Below are 18,774 nucleotides of genomic sequence, written 5' to 3'. Positions count from 1 at the left end.
CCCCCCCGCTACGTGAAGAGAACTACCCACTCGGGTAAGAGTCTGGACAGCCGAAGGCCCACCTGTGTAGGGTTTGACCTGCGTGTACGCCGGGACCCGGGTGGGCCGGCCAAGGACGGCCCACCCGGTGGCCCATGTGGGGGCCCACCCGTTGGCCCTCACTCCAGCCTCGAATGAGACCCACTACGGGCCCTCTCTCCTCCCTAAAGCTTCCCTTCAACCAGGCGCCGACTTTCCCTGCCCGGCTTCTCTCCGAGCTCCTTGAGCTTGGCTTTCAGAACCCGATACGACTGATGGGCGCCTTCCGGAAGGTCGGCATCCAGGTAGGCCTTCATCATCCTCTGGTACAGCGGCTCGTTATATTGATCGAACTGAACCGCCATTTCCAGATACTGCATTTTCTCGCTGTGATCCTCAGTGGACTCAGCGAGCTGCACGCATGCATCGACGACTATCCGCGTGCACCGTTCCCTTGCTGGTTCCACCCATAGTTCTGCACGACCATGAAGCAAGGTCTCGTTGTGGAGATCGAGAAGTTCCAGCCAACCCTGGCGCGACTTGCTCTTCCCTTGCTTCTTCAGGTCCTCAGCGCATCGGAGGAACTTCCATAGGTCGAATTCGAAGAGGGATTCGTCGATCCGGTATCGACCGGCCTCCTTGAGAATGATCTGCGCATCATCCAAACTCAAGAGTGGCCGAAGCACGCTACGGATGCTGTGCATTGCGTTTCGCCTGCACGCGGCCGCCTTGTCGGGGCTGACGTCGGGAAAGCAGGACTCGGTGATCTGCGCGACGTCCGCGCCGTGCGGGTGCAGGGCCAGGAACGCCAGGAAAGTCCGGGCAACTGAGCGGAGCCCCGTCACGTGCTCCCCTGCGACGGTGACCACAGCGTCCTCAGCGAACAAGCGCACCTGCACCGCTCGCGTCGCCTCCTCGCTCGGTTCCCCTTCGCTCTCCGGAACAGGGGCCGGATGCTCGCCTTCTGCGGTGGATTTTGCGCCAGTCTCGGACACCCCCTGTTCGGAGGACGGCCTGAGTTCCTCATTCTCCGGATCAGGTGCGTGGCGCAGCGGGGTCACGATGGTCCGGTCACCGCCGGCTGTTCTGAGCACGACACGGTCGGTTCGTTCGCAGCGCACCTCCACGGCTGCGTGGCGGGTCCCGCCTAGGACGCACACCACGATTTCGGAAGAGGCGACGAGCGGTTCACACAGGTCCGGCCGAGCATCGACCTCTTCGGCTTCGAGCAGGAGAAGCAGCGGGCTGGTGCCGGCGCCCGCTTGCTCTCCCTCCTCGTTTTGCCGTGCGGCGGACAAGAGACTCGTCTCGACCGCGATGGGCACACCTTGAACGCCGGAGACCGGGTTGGTTCCCTCCGGCAGCGTTCCCTCGGCTCCGCCCAGGGCAACGAAAGCAGCCCTGGTGGTGACGGTACGTTCAGCCGTGTGGCCTGAGGCCAACGCGCCCAACACTGCTCCTGCGTATCTCCCGGTGAAAGCCAACCCTCCTCGGCTGTTGACGCAGAGACCATCCGCCAGCAATACGTAGCCGTCGCGGTCAATATTCGCGGACCCATCCATCCGTGGCTCGCGCCGAACCAGACCCTCGGAATGTCCCTCGTTACCGCCGTCGACTTCACCAGGGGTGTCGTGAACTTCGAGCCTGGGGCCCTTCCGGCCCGAGGATCGCGGCCGGGTCGAGGACGGAGAGGAACGGAGTCGGCCGACCGCATACCCGGCTGCGGCGCCGATCGCTCCGGCAGCGGCTCCGATTCCCGCCCCGGACAGTGCACCGCCTTCTTCGCTAACGGTGGACGAGTCCATGCCGACCGGTTCCGAGGACTCGGTGGCCTCGGAAGGCTCCTCTTCAGAAGAGTCTGGCTCTGGCGACGGGGGGTACTGCAGGCTGTAATCGATCTCCACCCGGCGATACTCTTCGTACGGGACCTGGGTATCGACGGATGATTCTGCGACCCCGCCCCCGATGACCTGGATCTCTACGGTGTCATCCAGATGCTCTCGTAGGTGGTCCGCGACCGCTTTCGCCCGTTCTTCGGCCAGCGCCTCGTTGTAGGCGGGGTCCCCGATGGGGTCGGTATACCCGGTCACCGTCACCGAGGCCTCAGGGTGCCCGAAGGCATCGAGGAGCTCAATGGTCGGTCCGAGGGACTCCTTCTTCTCAGCGGTGAGAGCAGCCGAATCGAAGGGAAACCCGGAGAGCGTACGTTGGCGTTCGATGGTCTCCTCGCCATCGTCCTCTCCGCTCTCCGTCACCGACAGCTCGGACGCAGGGGGAACCTCAGCGGGGGTTTCTGCGGGCATAGCGGCAACAGCCGTCTGCGTACTCGTCGCAACCGTGCCGCCGGCCACCAAGAGCCAGACCATGCGCACCAGGCCGATCCGAGGCGTCAATCCACGCAGGGCAGCGCGGACGTCGAAGAGGACCACGACCAGATGCGCCGCCCACAACGCCCAGAGAGCAAGAACCAACCCGGCGACCACGGCCTCGTGGGGGACAGTGCCCGAGCGCAAGTACTGAATGAACCAGGCCCACGAGGTGTGTTCGCCGAGGGGCCATCCGAGCCAGCGGACGAGCAGAGGCGGTCCCACCAGCAAGGCCAGCGATGCCATGCAGGAACCGACCAACGGCCATCGGCCGTAGGACATGCTGCTTTCCTTTCCGATTCAGCCAGAGGGCTGCACCGCGACGGCGTTGGCCTCGGCTTCGATGACTTGGGAGCCGATCGGCAGTAGCGCGGGGGTGTAGGTGGTGCGGGCAAGGATGACCACTTGCTCTCCGTCCGCTTCGGCTCGGCCGGACACGCCTGCCCGAACAAGGTGCTCAGTGGCTGCCCGTTCGGCTGCCTGCGGAGCCAGGACCGTTTCACCGTGGGCAAGGACGGCCGAGGTATCTACCTGGTGGGCGCCCGCTCGAGCAGCAGCATGCGTTGCCTCGAGCAGATCGCTCTTGGCCACCAGCATCTGGCCTGCTTCCCAGACCAGCGCGAACACGAGGGTGACGACCGGGATCAACAGAATGAGGAACACCGAGGCGTTCCCGGCGTCCCTCTCGGCGCTGGAGCCTCGCCCCCAACTCATGGCGTTTCCCCTCGGTATGGGTCGACGGGAGAAGCTGCTGAGGCACGCAGGGTGCGTTCACCCAAGCCGCCCAGGTCCAGGAAGTTGACCGTGCACACCACTTCCACCTCCGCTGTTCCGCCGGCATCGAACCCGGAGACGTCCACCGACACCGTGAAGGGACTGCAGGAGAGACCCCGCTCAGCCAGTTCGCCGTGGGCCACGGCCTGAGCGTGTGCCCGCGCCGAGGCGGTGTCACGCTGGAGCGAGGCGGCCCGCGCAGCTGCAGAGGCCACGTCCTGTGTCGTCAGCGCCGCTGAGACCTGTCGCCCTGCCACCACCATCAGCACCAGGAGGAGCACCAGAACCGGAGCGAGCAACATCAGGTCGACCGACGCGCCTCCGTCGTCTCCTCGACGCTTCCTGCCCGAGACGCTCATGGTGCGAAATGTTCGACGGGGCCCGAGATCTGCGCGCTCACAGGAAGATCCACCCCCGGAACCACCTTGACCGCCCGAGCTCGGACCGACACTTCGGCCCGGTCCGACCCTCGGGTGACGTCCACCTCCACCTGGTCCAGCATCGCGCCGCCCAGCTGCTCCTGTGCGATATCTGCCCTACGGTGGGCGGCAGCGGTGGAACCCTCAATGGTTCGTGCGCTCGCGAGGGTCTGCGAGGCGATCGCCTGTACGCGGTGTTGAGCGTGGGCCCACACACCCACCTGGATCACGGCAAGCACCATCACGAACACCGCCGGCAGAACGAAGAGCGATTCGGTGCCACCCTGATCACCCCCCTGCACGTCTTCCCGACTCCCCCGCCGCAACATGCTTGCCCTCACCCGTTCACACCCAGGTCGATGGACTCCGCAGCGGTGGTGAACTCGGAAACCAGAATCGCTCCGACAGCAGTGGCGATGGTGATGGACACCATGATCATCAGGATCCAGTCGGTCGTTGCCGCTCCTGCATCCCGTACCACTGGCCGTGACGGAACGACGCATGCGAGTAGCCGAATGTAGGCATGCCGAAGAACGTTCTGCACTTCAATCTCTCCGTTTAGAAGCCCGCGGTGATGTGGCCGAGGGCCGCGTAACTGATCAGGAAGAGGAACCCGACCACCAGCAGGGTGGTGGGCAAGCTCATTCGCTCGGTGGCGGCGTGCGCATCGGCTTCCGCCTCGGCGAGTTCCCGGGCGCGAAGAGACTGCCCCTTCGCGGTCATCGAGGTCCGCGTGCGCGCTCCAGAGGTACCGCCCAACCGCAGGGATGCAGCCACCTCGCCCAGCTCACGCACTCCGGTTGCTGCTGCGAGGTCCTCCAACCCTTCCCACACAGGTCGGTGCCGGACGGTCGCGGCTTGCACGGACTCGCGGATACGCACCAGGGCGGGGCCTTGGCCCAGTTGAAGTACCGACGTGACCGCTCCTGTGGGTCCGGCCCCTGCAGCCAGGCCCATGACCGTCAGGTCGGCCAAGGCAGAGGAGGCGGCGCGGAGTTCGGCTCGGCGTTCAGCGGCGGCGCTGTAGGCGGCGAGGTCAGGGGCCAGGAAGCAGGCGGCCACAAGCGTGACTGCGAGCAGCCAAACCACTGGCCACCCTGGTAGAGCCCACGCTCCAAGCGTCGTCAGAGCCGTCCCGAGCAGGATCCCGAGCCCTGTGGCGACGGCTTTCTCCGCTCTGTAGGCCTCCGTCGTCGTGCCCGCCATAGCGAGGAGGCTGGTCATACGTGGCCCCGGGATGCCCACGTGAGCCCACAGATGCCCCGCGCGATTCCCGATCTTGTGTGTCCGAGCCTCCCCCGGCTGCTGCGATGCCCGGCCCGGTTGCGGTCGTGGAGCCAACCGTTCGACCAAGCGGGGGCGTCGCAGTCCGTAGGCGGCGGCGCACACCCCCGCACCGATCAGGCCTCCGGTCAGCGCGAGCGTGACCGTGCTCATGAAGCACCGCCCGCGCCGACGGTGGCCGCCTGGGCCAGGGAGAAGGGGCGCGCCTGCCGGGGTGGCGAGGCGAGACGGGACAACCAGAAGAATGCAGCGGCCCAGAGGGCACCGACCAGGCCGAGGACGAGTTGGCCTGTGGGCGTGCCCAACGGGGTGAGAAAGGCGGGGTTGAACGCCACCATCGCCACCAACATGAGGGTCGTGGCGGCGGCGATGATCCGTACGGAGGTCGAGGTGGTCGCCCGAGAGGCCGAGATTCGTTCCACGGTGGTCGCTCGGTCCCGTGCCGCCTCTGCAAGGCGGCCGAGCATCCCTGCAAGGTCACCAGCCTGTCGGGAGGCCCCAGTAATCAACGTGATGCCAACGAGGTCTCCGATGTTGGAATCGACACGGGCGAAGATGGAAGCCGCCTGCTCCATGGGCTGCCCAGCGCGCAACCGCCCGTCGAGCTCCCGGACTTCTTCCCGGATCCGCTCCGGCGCAACAGGAACCGTGGCCGAAACGGCCTGGTGCAGGCCCGCCGCTCCATGAAGCATGTCTCGCAACTGCTCCACCCAAGTGGCGAGGGACTCGGCGAGTTCAGCGTCAGCCCGAGTTTTCGTGTCGGAGGTCAACAAGGTGGGCAACCACCACCCGGCTGCGGCCGCCAGCACCGTCCCCACGGGCCATCCCGTCGTCAGGCCCACCAGGGACATTGCCCCTGCCGCGCACACGAACCGTGTCCAGATGCGGCGATCGTGCAATGGGCCGAGCCACCGGGTGACAGACCCGCCGGCCCTTCGGCTCCGCATCATGCTCAGGGCGTAGGCCGCGCAGGCGACACCCGCTCCACACAGGGCACCACCGAGTACCGGGCCGCCAAAGCTCCAGTCCCACAAGCTCGTCATGTCCACCCCCGGGCCGTGTACCCCGCGCGATCCAGGCGCTGGCCGATGTCACCGGTGGGCGCGCACACAATCTCTCCGGAAGGTTCGCCTGAGCGCACGTACAGCTCGTTCGACAGAACCTGTTCGCCTTCTGCGCCGACGACCTCACGGATGCTGGTCACCATTCGTTCCCCAGCCTCCGTGGTGTCGATGTGGGCCACCAAGTGAACGGAGGCCCCTGTGAGCGTCGCTGTCGCGGAAGCCGTCAGCCGTTCGGGGGCCTGCGCACAGTAGGCAGCGATCTTGGTGAAGACCTGCTGGCTGGACGAGGCGTGGAGCGTGGACATCGACCCGTCGGTTCCCATGCTCATGGCGGTGAGCAGAGCGAGTGTCTCCGGGCCGCGGCTCTCTCCGACGATGACGCGATCTGGGCACATCCGGAGCGCCGCGCGCACCAGTTCTGCCGGAGTCACTTCCCCAATGCCCTCCACGTTGGGCGGGCGCCCCTGAAGGGCGACCACGTCCGCGTCATGCATGTGGCGGTGCAGCCCGAGCTCGAGGGAATCCTCCACGGTGACGATCCGCTCGCCGTCCAGGGTGCCCAGCAATGCGCGCAACAGGGTGGTCTTGCCCGCGTTCGTGGCTCCGCTGACGATGATGTTCAACCGTGCTCGAACAGCCGCGACCAGCAGATTGCGAGCGGTCTGGTCGAGTGTGCCCGATCGCACGAGGTCACCCAACTGCAGGTGATGTTGAGGGTGACGACGGATGGTCACGGTGGGGCGCACGGCGACGCCGGGCATGATGGCCGACAGCCGTTCACCACCCGGCATTTCCATCGACAGGATTGGGGCGGCAGCATCGAACCGGCGTTCACCACCGGGTGCTCGGGCAGCGGCACGCTGCACCAAGTCGACGAGTTCGGCGTCGGTCTCCACCACCGCCGGTCGCCTTTCCCGGTGCCCCCCGCCGAAATCGATGATGACGTCGTCGGCGCCATTGATGTGGATGTTCTCCACGTCCGGCTCGGCGAGAAGTTCTTCCAGCGGCCCCAACCCGAGGACTCGGTCGAGCACCAGGCGGCGCAGCTTCGACTCGTCCTGCGAGTTCAGCAGCGCATGTGTGCCCTTCTGAAGTGCAGCACGAGCGTGGTCTTCCAGGAGCGCTTCGACAAGGTCGGTCACGCGATCGGGGTGCGCGGCCGCTGCGGGGTCGGCAGCCAGTCGCTCGGTAACCTGGGTCGCCATCGTGACAGCGGCTTCACGTACCGACCGCTCAGTGGACCCGGTGCCCGCCTCCGGTGTGTTGATAGTGGTCATGCCGCTTCCACCTCCTGTGGGCGGCGAACCGGACGGCCTACGCCGGCCCCAACACCGAGCCCGGAGAAGTCATCGCACAGCTCGCTCAGGGCCTTCGCGGTCTTGATCAGCGGCATCCATTCCAAGCTCTCGGAGCCGCTGCGTCGGGCCCACCATGCTCCCCAGCGGTCGCGCATGCGAGTTGGCGGGCGGTGCTCTCCCCGTACGAGTGCCGCCCCGGACTCATCCCGAGGGATGCGCGACCAGACAGGTATCTGAGCCGCGACCTCGGATGCTTCCGCGTCGCTATATGGGCAGGCACCGGTGAGGGCCAGCCCAACACGCACCCCGTCATGACGCAGCGAGGCCAGGACCGGGGCGCACACCCGTAGCCGGTGTGCGTGCCCCACGTCGGTCACGTCGGTCAGGACCACGGCGACGTCGGCATGCCGGAGCAGGGCCGCCCCCGCGGACCCCGGCACCGCCCTGCCCACGTCGACGATGGTCACCCTGCCCGTACGGAGCAGTCCTGGAGACTGCGCGAGAACATCGACCGCTCGGCTTGCTTCCAGCGGGTCGCTCGGGGCGGACACCACACGCAATCCACCGGGAAGCTCGGTGGCATGACGGAGGAGCGGCGTGAAGGCGGAAGGCGAATCATCAGCGTCCACCTGTGCCGTCTGAAATGTTGCACGTGAGGCCGCTGCCAAGGACACCAGCCCCTCGGGGCGCTGCCCAAGGTCGATGCCGTGCCAGGAAGCCACGTCACCTCCTGAAGCATCGGCTTCCACGAGAATCGGGACCGTCAGCGGGGTAGAGGGCCAGCACGCCGCCAGGGCAGTGGCCAGGCTCGTCACGCCCGGAGCTCCACTGAGCGAACATACGGCGATAATCATTCGGGCTCCTCCCCTTCCTCTTCCTCGGGCTCCGATCCGTCCCACGGGTTGACGACGGCGAGCCCGACCTCGTCCCCTGTCATGGAGCCGGAGAGCCAGACGGCTTGCTCCCTGGGCAGGACCACCTCCACAACCGACTGGTCAACGCCGAGCTCGTCTTCCTGCCCCGGATGGTCCGCCCGGTGAACGATGCCGGTCACCGTGTCTGCGTCTTGGGCGCCTTGGTCCTCGGAGGCAGCCTTCGGCGTGAGGTCGACGTGCGTTCCTTCTTCCATTCCGGACGGAATGTTGGTCACCGGAACCGACACCACTGCCTGTCCCTGTTCCGGCCACAGCGCAGTGTCAGCGACAGATGCCGCAACGAGGGGCGACCCTTCAGGAACGGGCCGCGTCAGGACCATCCCTTCCGCCATGTCGGGCGACACGAGCCTGAACCCATCCGGTTCGTGCAAGTCGACCGTTCGGATGTCGTCGGCAGTGACCGTGTGACCTGCGGGCAGATCCGCGGTCAGCACTGCGACGGCTCGCGTCGTGTCTCCCCACGTGCTCGCCACGACGCCAACTCCAGCACCAGCCGTGATCAGAGCGCCCGCCAGAAGGCCCCACTTCCACCGGCGACGGGATGCCGCAGCCAACCGGACGGAACCCCATTCATCGCTGTCCACCTGATCAGCGCGTTTCCTTTTCTCCTCTTTTTTCGCAGGATCAGCAAGCGTGACCATTCCTGCCCTTTCATCTCGTTTGTGGGAGCGTCAGCGAATACGCGTGATGACGGAGTGGATCTCGCTCACCGAAATGGGCACGCTGGACGTCGTGGTCAAGGACTCCAGGTCCCCGCCTTCTCCATCGGTGGTGCTCCACGACACCTGCCACTCCCAGGTCGCAGTCAGGTCCGTTTCGCCTTCGACCCCTGCTGAGGGCAGGGCCGTGTAGGTGTGACCGCAGTCCGGGGAAACTTCGTCCTCGTCCTGCTGAGGCGAATAGACCGTGCCGGGCCCTTTGCAGACGACCTCGTTTCCGTCACCGGTGTCCCACACCACTTGGTCCGGGCTCGCGGTCACGGTCACTGATCCTGCGCTCACCGAAGCGGTGGCCGTCACGGGCTCCCAGGAGGCATCGTCGATCCACATCCAGGCAGGCATGTGAACGAAGCGGGGGCGGTCCACTGGGGGCGCGGCTCCGATCTCCGGGGCCGGTGGGCTCATGGCCGCGCGCGCCTGCTCCGCCAGGGCTTCCGGCTGGAACGCTTCTTCAGCTTCCTGCTGGGTTCCCTGACCCCTGTCAGGAGCGGCGGAATCACACGAGGCGGACCCTGGGGACGCAGGCAGAGGCCCTTCCTGGCCGGAAGAGCGGAACTCGGCATCGTCGTACACGCACGATGCGCTCGTTCCTCCCTCGGCGTCACCACCATTGCCCGAGCCCGGGCCAGTGTTCCCCTGGCCCCCTTCAGGGGATGGGCCTTGCAACGGTTCGGGGGCTTGTTCCGAGGATCGGAGCTGTTCGGGGGTGGCCGCCTCCACGTGGCATTCACCGTTCGAGCATTCGGTGTGCGACAGGAGGTCGGCGGCCTCCGCAGCCGTCGCAGCTACGAGCAGGGCAAGCGCGCTGAACGCCCCCAGGAGGGGAAGCTTGACCGTGGCCTGCACGTCTTGCCTCAGCATGAGCCGTAGTCCTCCAACCACAGGTCGTCCACGAGCCACTGTTCCTCGACCAGGACGACTTCGGCGCTTGCTGCTCGACGGCGTTCTCCCACGCCCGTGGTCTCGCCGTCCTCGTAAACAAGCCAGTCCGAACTGTCGATGCAGTCCTCGATGCTCACCGTGCTGGGTGAAGCGTCGAGGTCGGTCATGACCACTTCCGGATCGAGCTCAGGCTCGCCGGACGCAGTGACCCCTTGGAGCATGTCCGTGGTGAGTTCGAGCGCCTGTCCCTGGGCGTAATCGGACAGGTCCGGGTGTCCGACCGAGCCCTCTCGCGCTCCTTCGACCACCACATCCCACATGCCGCGGTATGCATCGAGCGCGAGCTCCTCGTGGGAAGAACTTGGCGCAGTCTCGAGCGCCTGTGGTGTAGGGGGGACCTCGCCCTCGCTGTGATCCCCCTGCGTCGAACAACTCGTCATGAGCGCAGCCGCACTCACAGCAACCCAGCACCCCTTGAGCGCTCGCATGTCACCACCGATCCATCACCGTTCGCGGCGCGCACGCCGCGTTTTCGCAAGGTGACAGTAGCCATACGCAGAGTCATCGCACAACCGGTTTCTAAACACTCAACGTGAGGAAAAATGTGGAGAGAGTCACCGGATCTCGATGTCGCACGCCCTACCTGCAGAAACACCAAAAGCGGGGCCGCACAGAAGATGCAGCCCCGCCTACCTCTCTCTACTCAGGCATGGCACTGGGGAGGCAGCTCGACCCACTGGCGAACGAGCCCCGCCAACTCAGCCCATTCGGAGCCACCATGAGGTGCGGGACCGGCAGCCGCCATCTGCTTCCCTGGCGGAATGACACGTTCCGATGAATAGCTCATATTCCCCGCCCTCTGTTCGTGACAGACCAAATACGGACGCACACCACGAACACCGTCATCGTCGACACACCAGCCAGTCTTGAGCGCCCACGCCGGAGGCGACTGCCGCTCAGCTTCGAGGTAGTGGGCCCGAGCACGACTCGCGTGGAGTCGCTGCGCACGCTCATACCGCCCAACCCAGGCTGGCTCCTGCGACACGGCCGACACCTTGGTTGTTCGGGGTTCCCTCGCAGATTCGCATGCTTCGGTGAGGATGATGCGCGGTGTCGAGGCCACCCCGAGGAGCGCGGCGAGCACACCCCCAACGATCCATCGTGCGTGGGCGACCCAACCGCGACGGCGCCGTCGATGCCGACCGGTAACATTGCTCATGATTGCCTCCTGGCTGATTCAGGGGTAATCGGCCTCGGGCGGTGTTGGAGCACCGCTCGAGGCGTCTTTATTTGTGGCTGTGTGTACTCTTTCCGGGCTGCCGCGGGATTCCAAGGTCGGCGCCATTGACCCCGGAGCGCTCCCCCAGGCTGCACTTCCGCACCTGCATCCGCGTAACCCTGGCGACTGGCGCCACACCCGGATGATGCGACGAACACATTTCCCCATACTCGCGAGAAGGTTCAACCCCTTCACGCAAACACCGCGAACTGAATTACGGCCTTCGACTAGCGGATCGAGTTTCCGAATGCGAACTTTCAGCACCAAAGGCGACAAATCACCCCTGGAGCCAAGGGATCACGAAGCCCTCTAGAGTCGCCATTTCTGAACTGCACAAACAAGCGAGGCGCTCACGCGAGGTGGACTGCGGGTCTACAGCGAGCCTCGAGCCGAGACCGCGGACCGGCGCCGCCATGCCTCAAATGTGATGAATCGGACATTCACCTGAGATCATAGAATACAAAGTAGTCTATGGTCTGCTCTCAGGTTTTTTTAATATGGAGAGCTCGCCCGAGGGAAGCAGAGGGCTCGCCTGCAAGTACCACAGCTGCACCAGCAAGAAGAGACGCTGCGGCGAACATAAAGATCTGCCAAAGGGTGGGGGTGCCATCAAAACCGGATGCGACCGCTGACGCTTGCATCAAGCAGGTCACGGATACCAATGCTGCGGTTCGCCCTCGGTTCATTCCGGCCACGCGAAGAGTCTAACTCAGATGGTTCAGCGGCATATCATCCGGGCCGAGTGGCCGCGACAAACCTGGGGCTGTAGTACTCACTTTCAACCGGCTCTACGCGGATATCCTGCCCGGTTCGGGGGGCGTTGACCATGTCCCCATCCCCCACGTACATCGTCACGTGAGCCGGAGAACCGCCTGGGCCCCCGGTGTCGTAGAACAGCAGATCACCGGGTTGGAGCTCGTCCAGGCCGACCCTGGTGCCGACGTTCACCTGATCGGTGGTCACGCGCGGGATGTCCACTCCGGCCCTCGCCCACGCCTGCTGGGTGAGTCCGGAGCAATCAAAGCCCTCGGGGCCGAGTCCTCCCCAGACATAGGGCAGGCCCACCTGCTCCAGAGCCCACTCGGCAGCCGCTCGACCTTGCTCACTGCCTGCGCCCGAGCCGACAATCGGTCGCTCCGTTACCGTTTGCGCCGCGAGCTCGGTGTACTCCTCGATGTGGCCGCTCACTTCGTTCACGTACGAACGTGAGCGGTTGTAGCTGAACAACGCCGACTCCAGATCGGCCTGCTCGGCGAAGTCCACCCCGTCAGCGCCGTTGTCACACAGGTACACCGCTGCGCTCCAGGTCGCGTCGAAGGCGTTGTGCGGGTCCCCCTCACCTCGCCCTGTTGCACTCGCACCGTGGGAAGCCCAGGTCGTGGGAATGAACTGCATCGGCCCCACGGCCCGGTCGTAGTCGGTGTCCCCGTCCCACTTACCGTCGTCAGAGTCGGTGTGGGGGGTGAGGTTGCCGCCGGCCCCTGATCCATCGAGGCGCGGACCGATGATCTTGGGGCTCACGTCTCCGGATGAAGAGATCTCGCTTCCCGCCGCATGGTCGGATTCGACTTTCCCGATACCGGCCAGCACCGGCCACGTCATGTTCGTGCACTCGGGATGGTCCTCCTCGAGGCGCGTAGCCGCCTGGACGTAGGCCATAAGCAGCACATCCGGTATGCCCTCTACCCCGCCTTCCGGCATATGGGCACCGGGGTCGGTGTCGGAGAGCGCGCCGATGAAGATCGGCACCAGCACGAAGACGAGCACACCGACCCAAACCGCAAAACGGATCATGCGTCTCCGGGTTCGGGTACGTGGTGACGGCGTGCGATGTCGACCAGAGTCAGTTGCTCCGCACAGTCGGTGTGCCACACCTGCTCCGCCGGCCCCTGGTCTCGCAGCCTCGCGTGGGTCGTCATGTACACGCCCACCGTCGGCGTCCTATCGGTAGCCAGGCGTGCCACGAGGTGTTCCTCTCGCGCCTCGGAGTGCAGAGCGAACAGCACGATCGAGGGCAGCCCGGACTCACGTGCGAGCCGTGCGTATCCGGCCATCTTGCGCTGCACCTTGGTGAGGGGTTCAGTACCGGTGTCGTACTCCCAGAAGGCGTCCAACTCGCTCGTGCCCTGGTGCCAGCGCATGTAGGCATCGGGGCGGATGAAGCGTCCCCACCGTCGGGCACAGTCGCGCTCGGTTTCCCACCGCACCAGGTGTGCGGTCGGCACGACCCGTGCCGCCTCCGTGGTCAGAGCGAAACACTCGACAAGGCCGACCATGTGGCCGAGCTGCCCGGAGTGTGCTCGTGCCAGCGCTCGGTCCTGACGGAAGTTGAGCTCTTCGGGCTCGAGGCCTCGGTGTTCGGCAACCAGGGCGGCGCCGAGCGGGGCGAGGATCCAATGGACGGGGGCGCGGAGCCGCCCGTGGGGACGAAACCCCGTGATGAGCCCGTACTGGTGCAGCAGGTGCAGCCTCCTACGAGCGCGTCGCGCTTCGGCTCGCGGAAAATGAACCCGGTGGAGGTGGTGGGTCGTCATGACGTTGTGGTCGTACAGGTCGCAGAGGAGTCGTTGGTCCCGAGGGGTAACCCTGCGCGCCAGCCATAGGAGCTTTCCTGCGTAGTCGCTGAGTACGGGTCGGGGCTCTGCTTCACCGTGTGTGCTCACGCTTGCCCTCCCGGGCCTCGCGGGTCGTCCAGCGGTTGGTGATCGACGGCGCTGTATCTGCGTGCTGCCTTCCGCACTTGGGTTGCGCGGCCCGTGATCCCTGGGGGCAACGGCCTCGTGCGCACCGTCGCCGCCGGCTGTTCCTTGGCGCCCACGAGGGGTCTCACAGCTGCCTGGTAGGCACCCAGGTGTGTGAGGTCGTAGGCGCTGAGTACAGGTTCGGTGTGCTGGTACAGGCTGGCCGCGTCGTCGGGGGATGCGGTGAAGAAGAACTTGGTGCGCGCGTTCGCCGAGAGGGCCTTGCGCAGGTCGTTGGGGAGCTGCCCGAGCTCCTGGTGTGCCAGGATCAGACTTAGTCGGTAACCGCGGGACTCGGCGAGCATGTCTTCGAAGCTTCCGGGCAGGTTGAGGAAGTTCTGGCACTCGTCCACGTAGGCGGCCAGGTCCTTGCGGTGGTTTTCGGGTGTGTGGATGCGGGCGGTCACCGCTTGCCATGTCGCTGCAAGGGCGAACGAGCCGACGAGGCTCGAGGTGTCCTCGCCCAGGCGCCCCTTCGGTAGCCGGAGAAGAACGAGGTGGCCGCTGTCGAACAGGGACGGTAGGTCGATGGTGGAGGGGCCCGAGGCCAGGACCTGCCGCACCCAGCGACGCAAGAGCGCAGTACGGAGTTTGTTGAGGATGGGCCCCGTCACCGCGGAGCGCGCCGATTCGGTGAGGTTGCCGTACCAACCCCAGAAGTCGGACAAGGCCTCATCCGCTCCGCTGTGCGCGGCGACCTTGCTCAGCACGTTCTGACGAAGATGGTCGTCGGCGAGTAGGCGCGGGATGTCGCCGAGGGTCAGGGCCGGGTCCTTGGCGCGGGTCAGGGTCAGCGTGGCGGCACGCAAGATGTCGTCGGTGCGCGGACCCCAGTAGTCGGAGTAGATCCGCCGGAAGATTCCCACCACCGTGTCGCTCGTGAAGTCCGGGTCTCCGCCCTGGAGCAGGTTCAAGCGGGGCGGCAGGCCGCTGTCATCGGGGTCGAAGAGCACCACTCGATCCACCGCGTCCTGGGGCAGGCGGGCGAGGATGTCGGTGACCAGGTCCCCGCGCGGATCGATGACCAATCCGGCACGACCTGCTTCCGCGTCCTGGAGCGCGAGGTTGGCCAGCAAGGTGGACTTTCCTGAGCCGGTTTTGCCGAGGACGTGCGTGTGCTGGCGGCCTTCGGCCACGCCAAGCGCAAGCGGGCGCGGTGTGCCGGCGTCGGTGTCACCGACCACGCGCGTGTGTTCTCCCCCGCGCGGGATAACCGGGGAGGGTGCAGATGGACGTGCTCCGGCCCTGGTCAGTCCTGGAACCGCAGTGTCGGTGGGTAGGTGTGCGATCCCGGCCAGTTCGGCTGTGGAGAGCAGGAATCCGTGTCCGAGGAATCGACGTGTGGAGCGCCATCGCGGGGCGAACATGCGACGGCGATGCAGGTGGTTGGTGCCGCTGGTGAACGCGGCGAAGGACGAGGCTACCCCGTGTGCCCGTCCCCGCAGGCGTTCCTGGGCCGCTTCGTCGTGATGAGAGGTGGTCAGGACGTAGGCGATGTCGCAGGCCAGGCGCGGGGACGAGGCTTTGGCCAGGATCGCGCGGATGTCGTCGCCGATGCCCGGCAGGGTCGCTGCCCGGGCGTTTCCACTGCCTTTGACGGTGGGGTCCAGGGCATCGACCGCCATCATCATGGCGTTCGTGTGTCCGTTCAGGCGGGCCGCGGACCGGCGAGCCCGTGCGGTTCGTCGACCCGTTGCCGGGCGGGCGGTGATCTGGACGAGCACCTGGTCCCCCTCGGTCAGCTCCTCGAAAGCGCCAAGCAGGGGTCGCAGTGGGTCGTCGTCGTACTTGGTCCGGAGGGGGTATACCTCGGCCCGTCCCAGCCGCAGAAGCCCACCGGTGGTGTAGGCACCGAACTGCATCGGCGGGATGTCGGAAGACACGTGGCTCGTGGACGTGGTCGCCCCGGGCCATGCCGAACTGACAGCCCGTTCCACCGTGCCGGGAGGTATGGCTCCGGGTACCCAGACCCGGAAGCGCAGACCGGCGGGTGAGGCGAGAATCTCCAGAGCCAGGTGTGGTTGGAGCACCCATCGCGTCCATCGCGGCTTGAGCAAGCCCATGGCGTGCCGCCAGAAAGCGAGGGCGTTCTCCATAGTCGCTTCGGGCGGCTGCATGACCTCCACCAGCCGGGCGTTCCGGCAGAGGTACCGGTGGCGGATGATTCGCCACCCGAGCACCGCTAGACACAACAGTAGCCCTGCGAGAGGGATCATCCCCGTGAGGAGAACGTAGGTACCCATCACTCCTCCCCCGACATCTCGTCCTCGTCAGCCGCAGTGTTCGAGGCGTCGCTCTCTTCGTCCCGAAGTACTGCGAGTTCGGCCGGGTCGGAGGTGATGAGCTGGTGCTCTGCCTCGGACGCCACCGGGGCGAAGCCCACACGTTGGTGGCCGGCCACCAAGAGCGCGCACCCTCGGGGCGCGCTACCGACGAGGTGCGTCTCTCCCGAGGAGAGCTGGAAGGTCTCCGCGACTCGATCGAGGGCCTGCGGGGCCTGCTTGAGCAGGATCTGCGTGGCGGCGTTGGCGATGACCACCCGACCCAGCTCCGAGTCCAGCACGTCTCCCACGTCCTGGGTGATCAAGGTGAGGCCCACCCAGTGTTTTCGCCCGGCTTTGGCCAACCGGGCGAGGTACCGGGCCGCGGCTGGTTCCTGTAGGAGCAGCCATGCTTCGTCCACCACCACGGTTCGTGGCCGCGTGGTCGACGCGGTGGTGACCTGCCGCCATGTGGCGTCCAGGGCCAGCAGCATCCCGACCGTGCGTACCTCATCGGGCAGCTCTTTGAGTGAGACGACGTTCAGGTGACCGTCCATGCGTGTGTTGCGGGAGTTGTCGAAGAGCGCCTCGTGAGAGCCGCGCGTGTACGGCTCAAGCCGCCCGGCCAGCTCTCGCGCGATGCGTGCTTGGTCTTCGCCGACCGCTCCGTCGTTGGCCACGTCCTCCAAGGCGGCGGCGAGGTCGGCCAGTACAGGCGGATCCTGGTTCCAGGTGGTCGGGTCCCGGGTGATTCCTGCTTCCGCGTAGGCGGTGATGACAGCACGGTCGAGCACCGTCTTCTCGGTCGCGGACAGCTCACCGACCATCGCAGCGACCAGCGTGTGCACGAACAATGCCCTGTTGGTGAACGCATCTGGGCTCTGGTGCAGGGCGAGAGGGTTCAACCGCCCCTGCGGGGTGCCCACTCGAAAGACCGTCCCGCCGACTGCCTCTGCGAGCCGGATGTACTCGCCCTCGGGGTCGATGACGGTGGCTTCCACCCCCACCAGTAGTGAGCGCAGCAGCTCGAGTTTGGAGAAATAGGACTTTCCCGAGCCTGAACGGGCCAGGATCACCGAGTTGTGGTTGTCCAAGCCGCCGCACCACCGGTCCCAGGCCACCACCCCGTTGCTGTGGGTGTTCGTGCCGTAGACCACCGTGGCTTCCCCGAGGTCAGCCACCAGCTCCGGTGAGGTGAAGGGCAAGAGGGTTGCCACCGCATCGGTGTCCATCGACCTGCCTGCCTTCAGCAGGTCGGTGCCCAACGGCAGGTTGGAGATCCACCCCTGCAGAGCACGGAACGTCGAGGGTACGGCGTCCACGAGCAAAGAAGCGCACAACGCCTGAACCTGCTGCAGTTCCCCTTCCAGGGCCTCCAGGGTGGGAGCGTGCACGGTGATGTAGGTGGCGACCCTGAAAAGGCGCCCCCGGCCCGTCGCGATCCTGTCGGCGATTTCGGCGGCATCTGCAGCGGCCGTGATCTGGTGCGGATCCTCCACCCTTCCCTGGACCGCGCTCGTGCGGTGCGCCGACTCCAGTCGGGCTCGGCGTTTGCGCAACCGGGTGGCGGCCGTGGCCGCGGGCACCGGCTCGACGTGGAAGCTGACGTCGATCTGGCCCGGATAGGACATGAGGGGTTCGGCCCAGCCGGCGGTGACCTCACGCGGATATCCCGTGAAGATGAGGGTCTGGCACACCCCGCCTTCTACGTCCACGTGCCGCGCTCCGACGTGGAGCGCCGGTCCTCCCAGCGCGGACGATCCCGCCCGCTCCCACAAACGACGGAAAGAGCTCACCGGTCCTCCTCTTCGTCCCCCAGGGCCTCACCGACCGGTGGTTCCGGGTCGGTGAGGCTGGTCCCCGGCGCCACCATCGAGTCCCGAAGGACCTGTTCGGCATGGTGCTGACCCAGGACTTGAGTCCGGATTCCAAGGGTCGCCAGGCGGTCAGCGGTGTCCGCGGCACGGCGTAGCAGCGATACTCCGAAGCGACGAGCAGTGCCACTGGCGGTGACCACCACCAGCACCTGTTGGTGTGACAGCTGGTGCGTGGCGTCCAGCTCCTCCAGGAACTGAGCGTGCGCCAAGGCTGTCGCGGCCAGGTCGGGATGGAGGTACTGCGCGTTGTCGCGCACCATCGCGGTGTACTCCCCCAGGTCGGCCCTGCGTCGCTGGACGAGGATCTGCACCGGGTCGGCCAACGAGTCGAGGACACCGGCGAATCCTGACAGCACCTGATCCTGTTCGCGCCCGGAAGCCAGTTGGAACGGCAAGGTGCTGCAGGCGATCATGGCCGCGCACCGCCCACCCAGATCGATGACTCCCTCGGAGGTGATCGCCGAAGCGGGCAGGCGCAAGGGCTCCAGACGAGGCGGTCGCCGTAGCCGAGGGGCCCACCGGGGCAGGGCCCGGATCTTCTCGTTAGGCGATCCCACGAGGTGTTTTGGCGCCCGCGCCCAGTTCAACGCACTCGCGGCGACGCGCTCTAGCCCTCGACCGCCGTGCTCGCTCACCGCGATGGCGATCACCACGCCAAGCACGGGAGCCAGGGCGAGCGCGAACGCCCACAGCGCCACGACGTCCTTGAGCATCAGGTAAGCGGCCCAGGCCCCAAGCAGTACGGGAAAGATGATCAGGCACTGACGTGCGGTGAGACCGAACACGAGAGGTTCGGGCCGGTCGATGTCAGCAGGGATACGGCCCCGCCATGCCGACGCGTCCTGTACGGCCACGCG

16 protein-coding genes are annotated in these 18,774 nt (G+C 66.2%); all 16 read right to left on the bottom strand.

Annotated elements, in window-relative coordinates; translation table 11 throughout:
- Window positions 1-203 precede the first annotated feature (203 nt).
- The 16 genes from D474_RS0112985 to D474_RS0112905 all read right to left on the bottom strand — a co-directional run bounded on the left by D474_RS0112985 (window position 204) and on the right by D474_RS0112905 (window position 18,771).
- Window positions 204-2,666, bottom strand: coding sequence for an OmpA family protein (locus D474_RS0112985; protein WP_017613992.1), 2,463 nt, complete (start codon window positions 2,664-2,666; stop codon window positions 204-206).
- Between the two features lie 18 nt (window positions 2,667-2,684).
- Window positions 2,685-3,098, bottom strand: a complete 414-nt coding sequence (locus tag D474_RS0112980; RefSeq protein WP_017613991.1) for a pilus assembly protein TadG-related protein — start codon at window positions 3,096-3,098, stop codon at window positions 2,685-2,687.
- Window positions 3,095-3,517, bottom strand: a complete 423-nt coding sequence (locus tag D474_RS0112975) for a TadE/TadG family type IV pilus assembly protein (RefSeq protein ID WP_026118448.1) — start codon at window positions 3,515-3,517, stop codon at window positions 3,095-3,097. Before D474_RS0112975 ends, D474_RS0112980 begins: the two co-directional genes overlap by 4 nt.
- The gene (locus D474_RS0112970; protein ID WP_239647064.1) at window positions 3,514-3,918 is read right to left on the bottom strand and encodes a TadE/TadG family type IV pilus assembly protein; all 405 of its coding nucleotides are present in this window, start codon (window positions 3,916-3,918) and stop codon (window positions 3,514-3,516) included. Before D474_RS0112970 ends, D474_RS0112975 begins: the two co-directional genes overlap by 4 nt.
- A gap of 217 nt (window positions 3,919-4,135) precedes the next feature.
- A complete protein-coding gene (locus tag D474_RS28600; RefSeq protein WP_040703524.1) occupies window positions 4,136-4,783 on the bottom strand; it encodes a hypothetical protein in 648 nt (215 codons plus the stop codon).
- 227 nt (window positions 4,784-5,010) lie between these two features.
- Window positions 5,011-5,634, bottom strand: a complete 624-nt coding sequence (locus tag D474_RS0112955) for a type II secretion system F family protein (RefSeq protein WP_239647063.1) — start codon at window positions 5,632-5,634, stop codon at window positions 5,011-5,013.
- A gap of 266 nt (window positions 5,635-5,900) precedes the next feature.
- Entirely contained in the window at window positions 5,901-7,202 is a 1,302-nt protein-coding gene (locus tag D474_RS0112950) for a CpaF family protein (protein WP_017613985.1), read from the bottom strand.
- Window positions 7,199-7,774, bottom strand: coding sequence for a hypothetical protein (locus tag D474_RS0112945; protein WP_152476783.1), 576 nt, complete (start codon window positions 7,772-7,774; stop codon window positions 7,199-7,201). The genes D474_RS0112950 and D474_RS0112945 overlap by 4 nt, the downstream gene beginning before the upstream one ends.
- 299 nt (window positions 7,775-8,073) lie before the next feature.
- Window positions 8,074-8,799 (bottom strand): SAF domain-containing protein, encoded by a 726-nt coding sequence (locus tag D474_RS0112940; RefSeq protein WP_083931809.1) that lies wholly within the window; start codon window positions 8,797-8,799, stop codon window positions 8,074-8,076.
- A gap of 30 nt (window positions 8,800-8,829) precedes the next feature.
- Window positions 8,830-9,723 carry a hypothetical protein gene (locus D474_RS33350; RefSeq protein WP_152476781.1) on the bottom strand — a complete coding sequence of 298 codons (894 nt, stop codon included), beginning with the start codon at window positions 9,721-9,723 and terminating at the stop codon, window positions 8,830-8,832.
- Window positions 9,724-9,731: 8 nt separating this feature from the next.
- On the bottom strand, window positions 9,732-10,079 hold the full coding sequence (locus D474_RS0112930) for a hypothetical protein (protein ID WP_017613981.1): 348 nt from the start codon (window positions 10,077-10,079) through the stop codon (window positions 9,732-9,734).
- 1,688 nt (window positions 10,080-11,767) lie between these two features.
- A complete protein-coding gene (locus D474_RS0112925; RefSeq protein WP_026118443.1) occupies window positions 11,768-12,832 on the bottom strand; it encodes a C40 family peptidase in 1,065 nt (354 codons plus the stop codon).
- Window positions 12,829-13,701, bottom strand: a complete 873-nt coding sequence (locus tag D474_RS28595) for a replication-relaxation family protein (RefSeq protein ID WP_051050969.1) — start codon at window positions 13,699-13,701, stop codon at window positions 12,829-12,831. Before D474_RS28595 ends, D474_RS0112925 begins: the two co-directional genes overlap by 4 nt.
- A complete protein-coding gene (locus D474_RS0112915; protein WP_051050968.1) occupies window positions 13,698-16,022 on the bottom strand; it encodes a type IV secretory system conjugative DNA transfer family protein in 2,325 nt (774 codons plus the stop codon). The genes D474_RS28595 and D474_RS0112915 overlap by 4 nt, the downstream gene beginning before the upstream one ends.
- Complete coding sequence (locus D474_RS0112910; protein WP_239647062.1) at window positions 16,022-17,755, bottom strand: VirB4 family type IV secretion system protein; 1,734 nt, start codon at window positions 17,753-17,755, stop codon at window positions 16,022-16,024. Before D474_RS0112910 ends, D474_RS0112915 begins: the two co-directional genes overlap by 1 nt.
- A 77-nt stretch (window positions 17,756-17,832) precedes the next feature.
- Window positions 17,833-18,771 (bottom strand): PrgI family protein, encoded by a 939-nt coding sequence (locus D474_RS0112905; protein ID WP_017613976.1) that lies wholly within the window; start codon window positions 18,769-18,771, stop codon window positions 17,833-17,835.
- Window positions 18,772-18,774 lie beyond the last annotated feature (3 nt).

Source organism: Nocardiopsis salina YIM 90010 (genome assembly GCF_000341025.1).
GTDB classification, from domain to species: domain Bacteria; phylum Actinomycetota; class Actinomycetes; order Streptosporangiales; family Streptosporangiaceae; genus Nocardiopsis; species Nocardiopsis salina.
The sequence above is the reverse complement of the archived record's forward strand: the minus strand, read 5'-3'. Positions and strand labels throughout refer to the sequence as shown.

Coding starts and splice junctions, on each gene's coding strand:
- D474_RS0112980 (WP_017613991.1), bottom strand. CDS start 3,098: ATGAGTTGGGGGCGAGGCTCCAGCGCCGAGAGGGACGCCGGGAACGCC.
- D474_RS28600 (WP_040703524.1), bottom strand. CDS start 4,783: ATGGCGGGCACGACGACGGAGGCCTACAGAGCGGAGAAAGCCGTCGCC.
- D474_RS0112950 (WP_017613985.1), bottom strand. CDS start 7,202: ATGACCACTATCAACACACCGGAGGCGGGCACCGGGTCCACTGAGCGG.
- D474_RS0112975 (WP_026118448.1), bottom strand. CDS start 3,517: ATGAGCGTCTCGGGCAGGAAGCGTCGAGGAGACGACGGAGGCGCGTCG.
- D474_RS0112940 (WP_083931809.1), bottom strand. CDS start 8,799: ATGGTCACGCTTGCTGATCCTGCGAAAAAAGAGGAGAAAAGGAAACGC.
- D474_RS0112930 (WP_017613981.1), bottom strand. CDS start 10,079: ATGTGGGATGTGGTGGTCGAAGGAGCGCGAGAGGGCTCGGTCGGACAC.
- D474_RS0112925 (WP_026118443.1), bottom strand. CDS start 12,832: ATGATCCGTTTTGCGGTTTGGGTCGGTGTGCTCGTCTTCGTGCTGGTG.
- D474_RS0112915 (WP_051050968.1), bottom strand. CDS start 16,022: ATGGGTACCTACGTTCTCCTCACGGGGATGATCCCTCTCGCAGGGCTA.
- D474_RS0112985 (WP_017613992.1), bottom strand. CDS start 2,666: ATGTCCTACGGCCGATGGCCGTTGGTCGGTTCCTGCATGGCATCGCTG.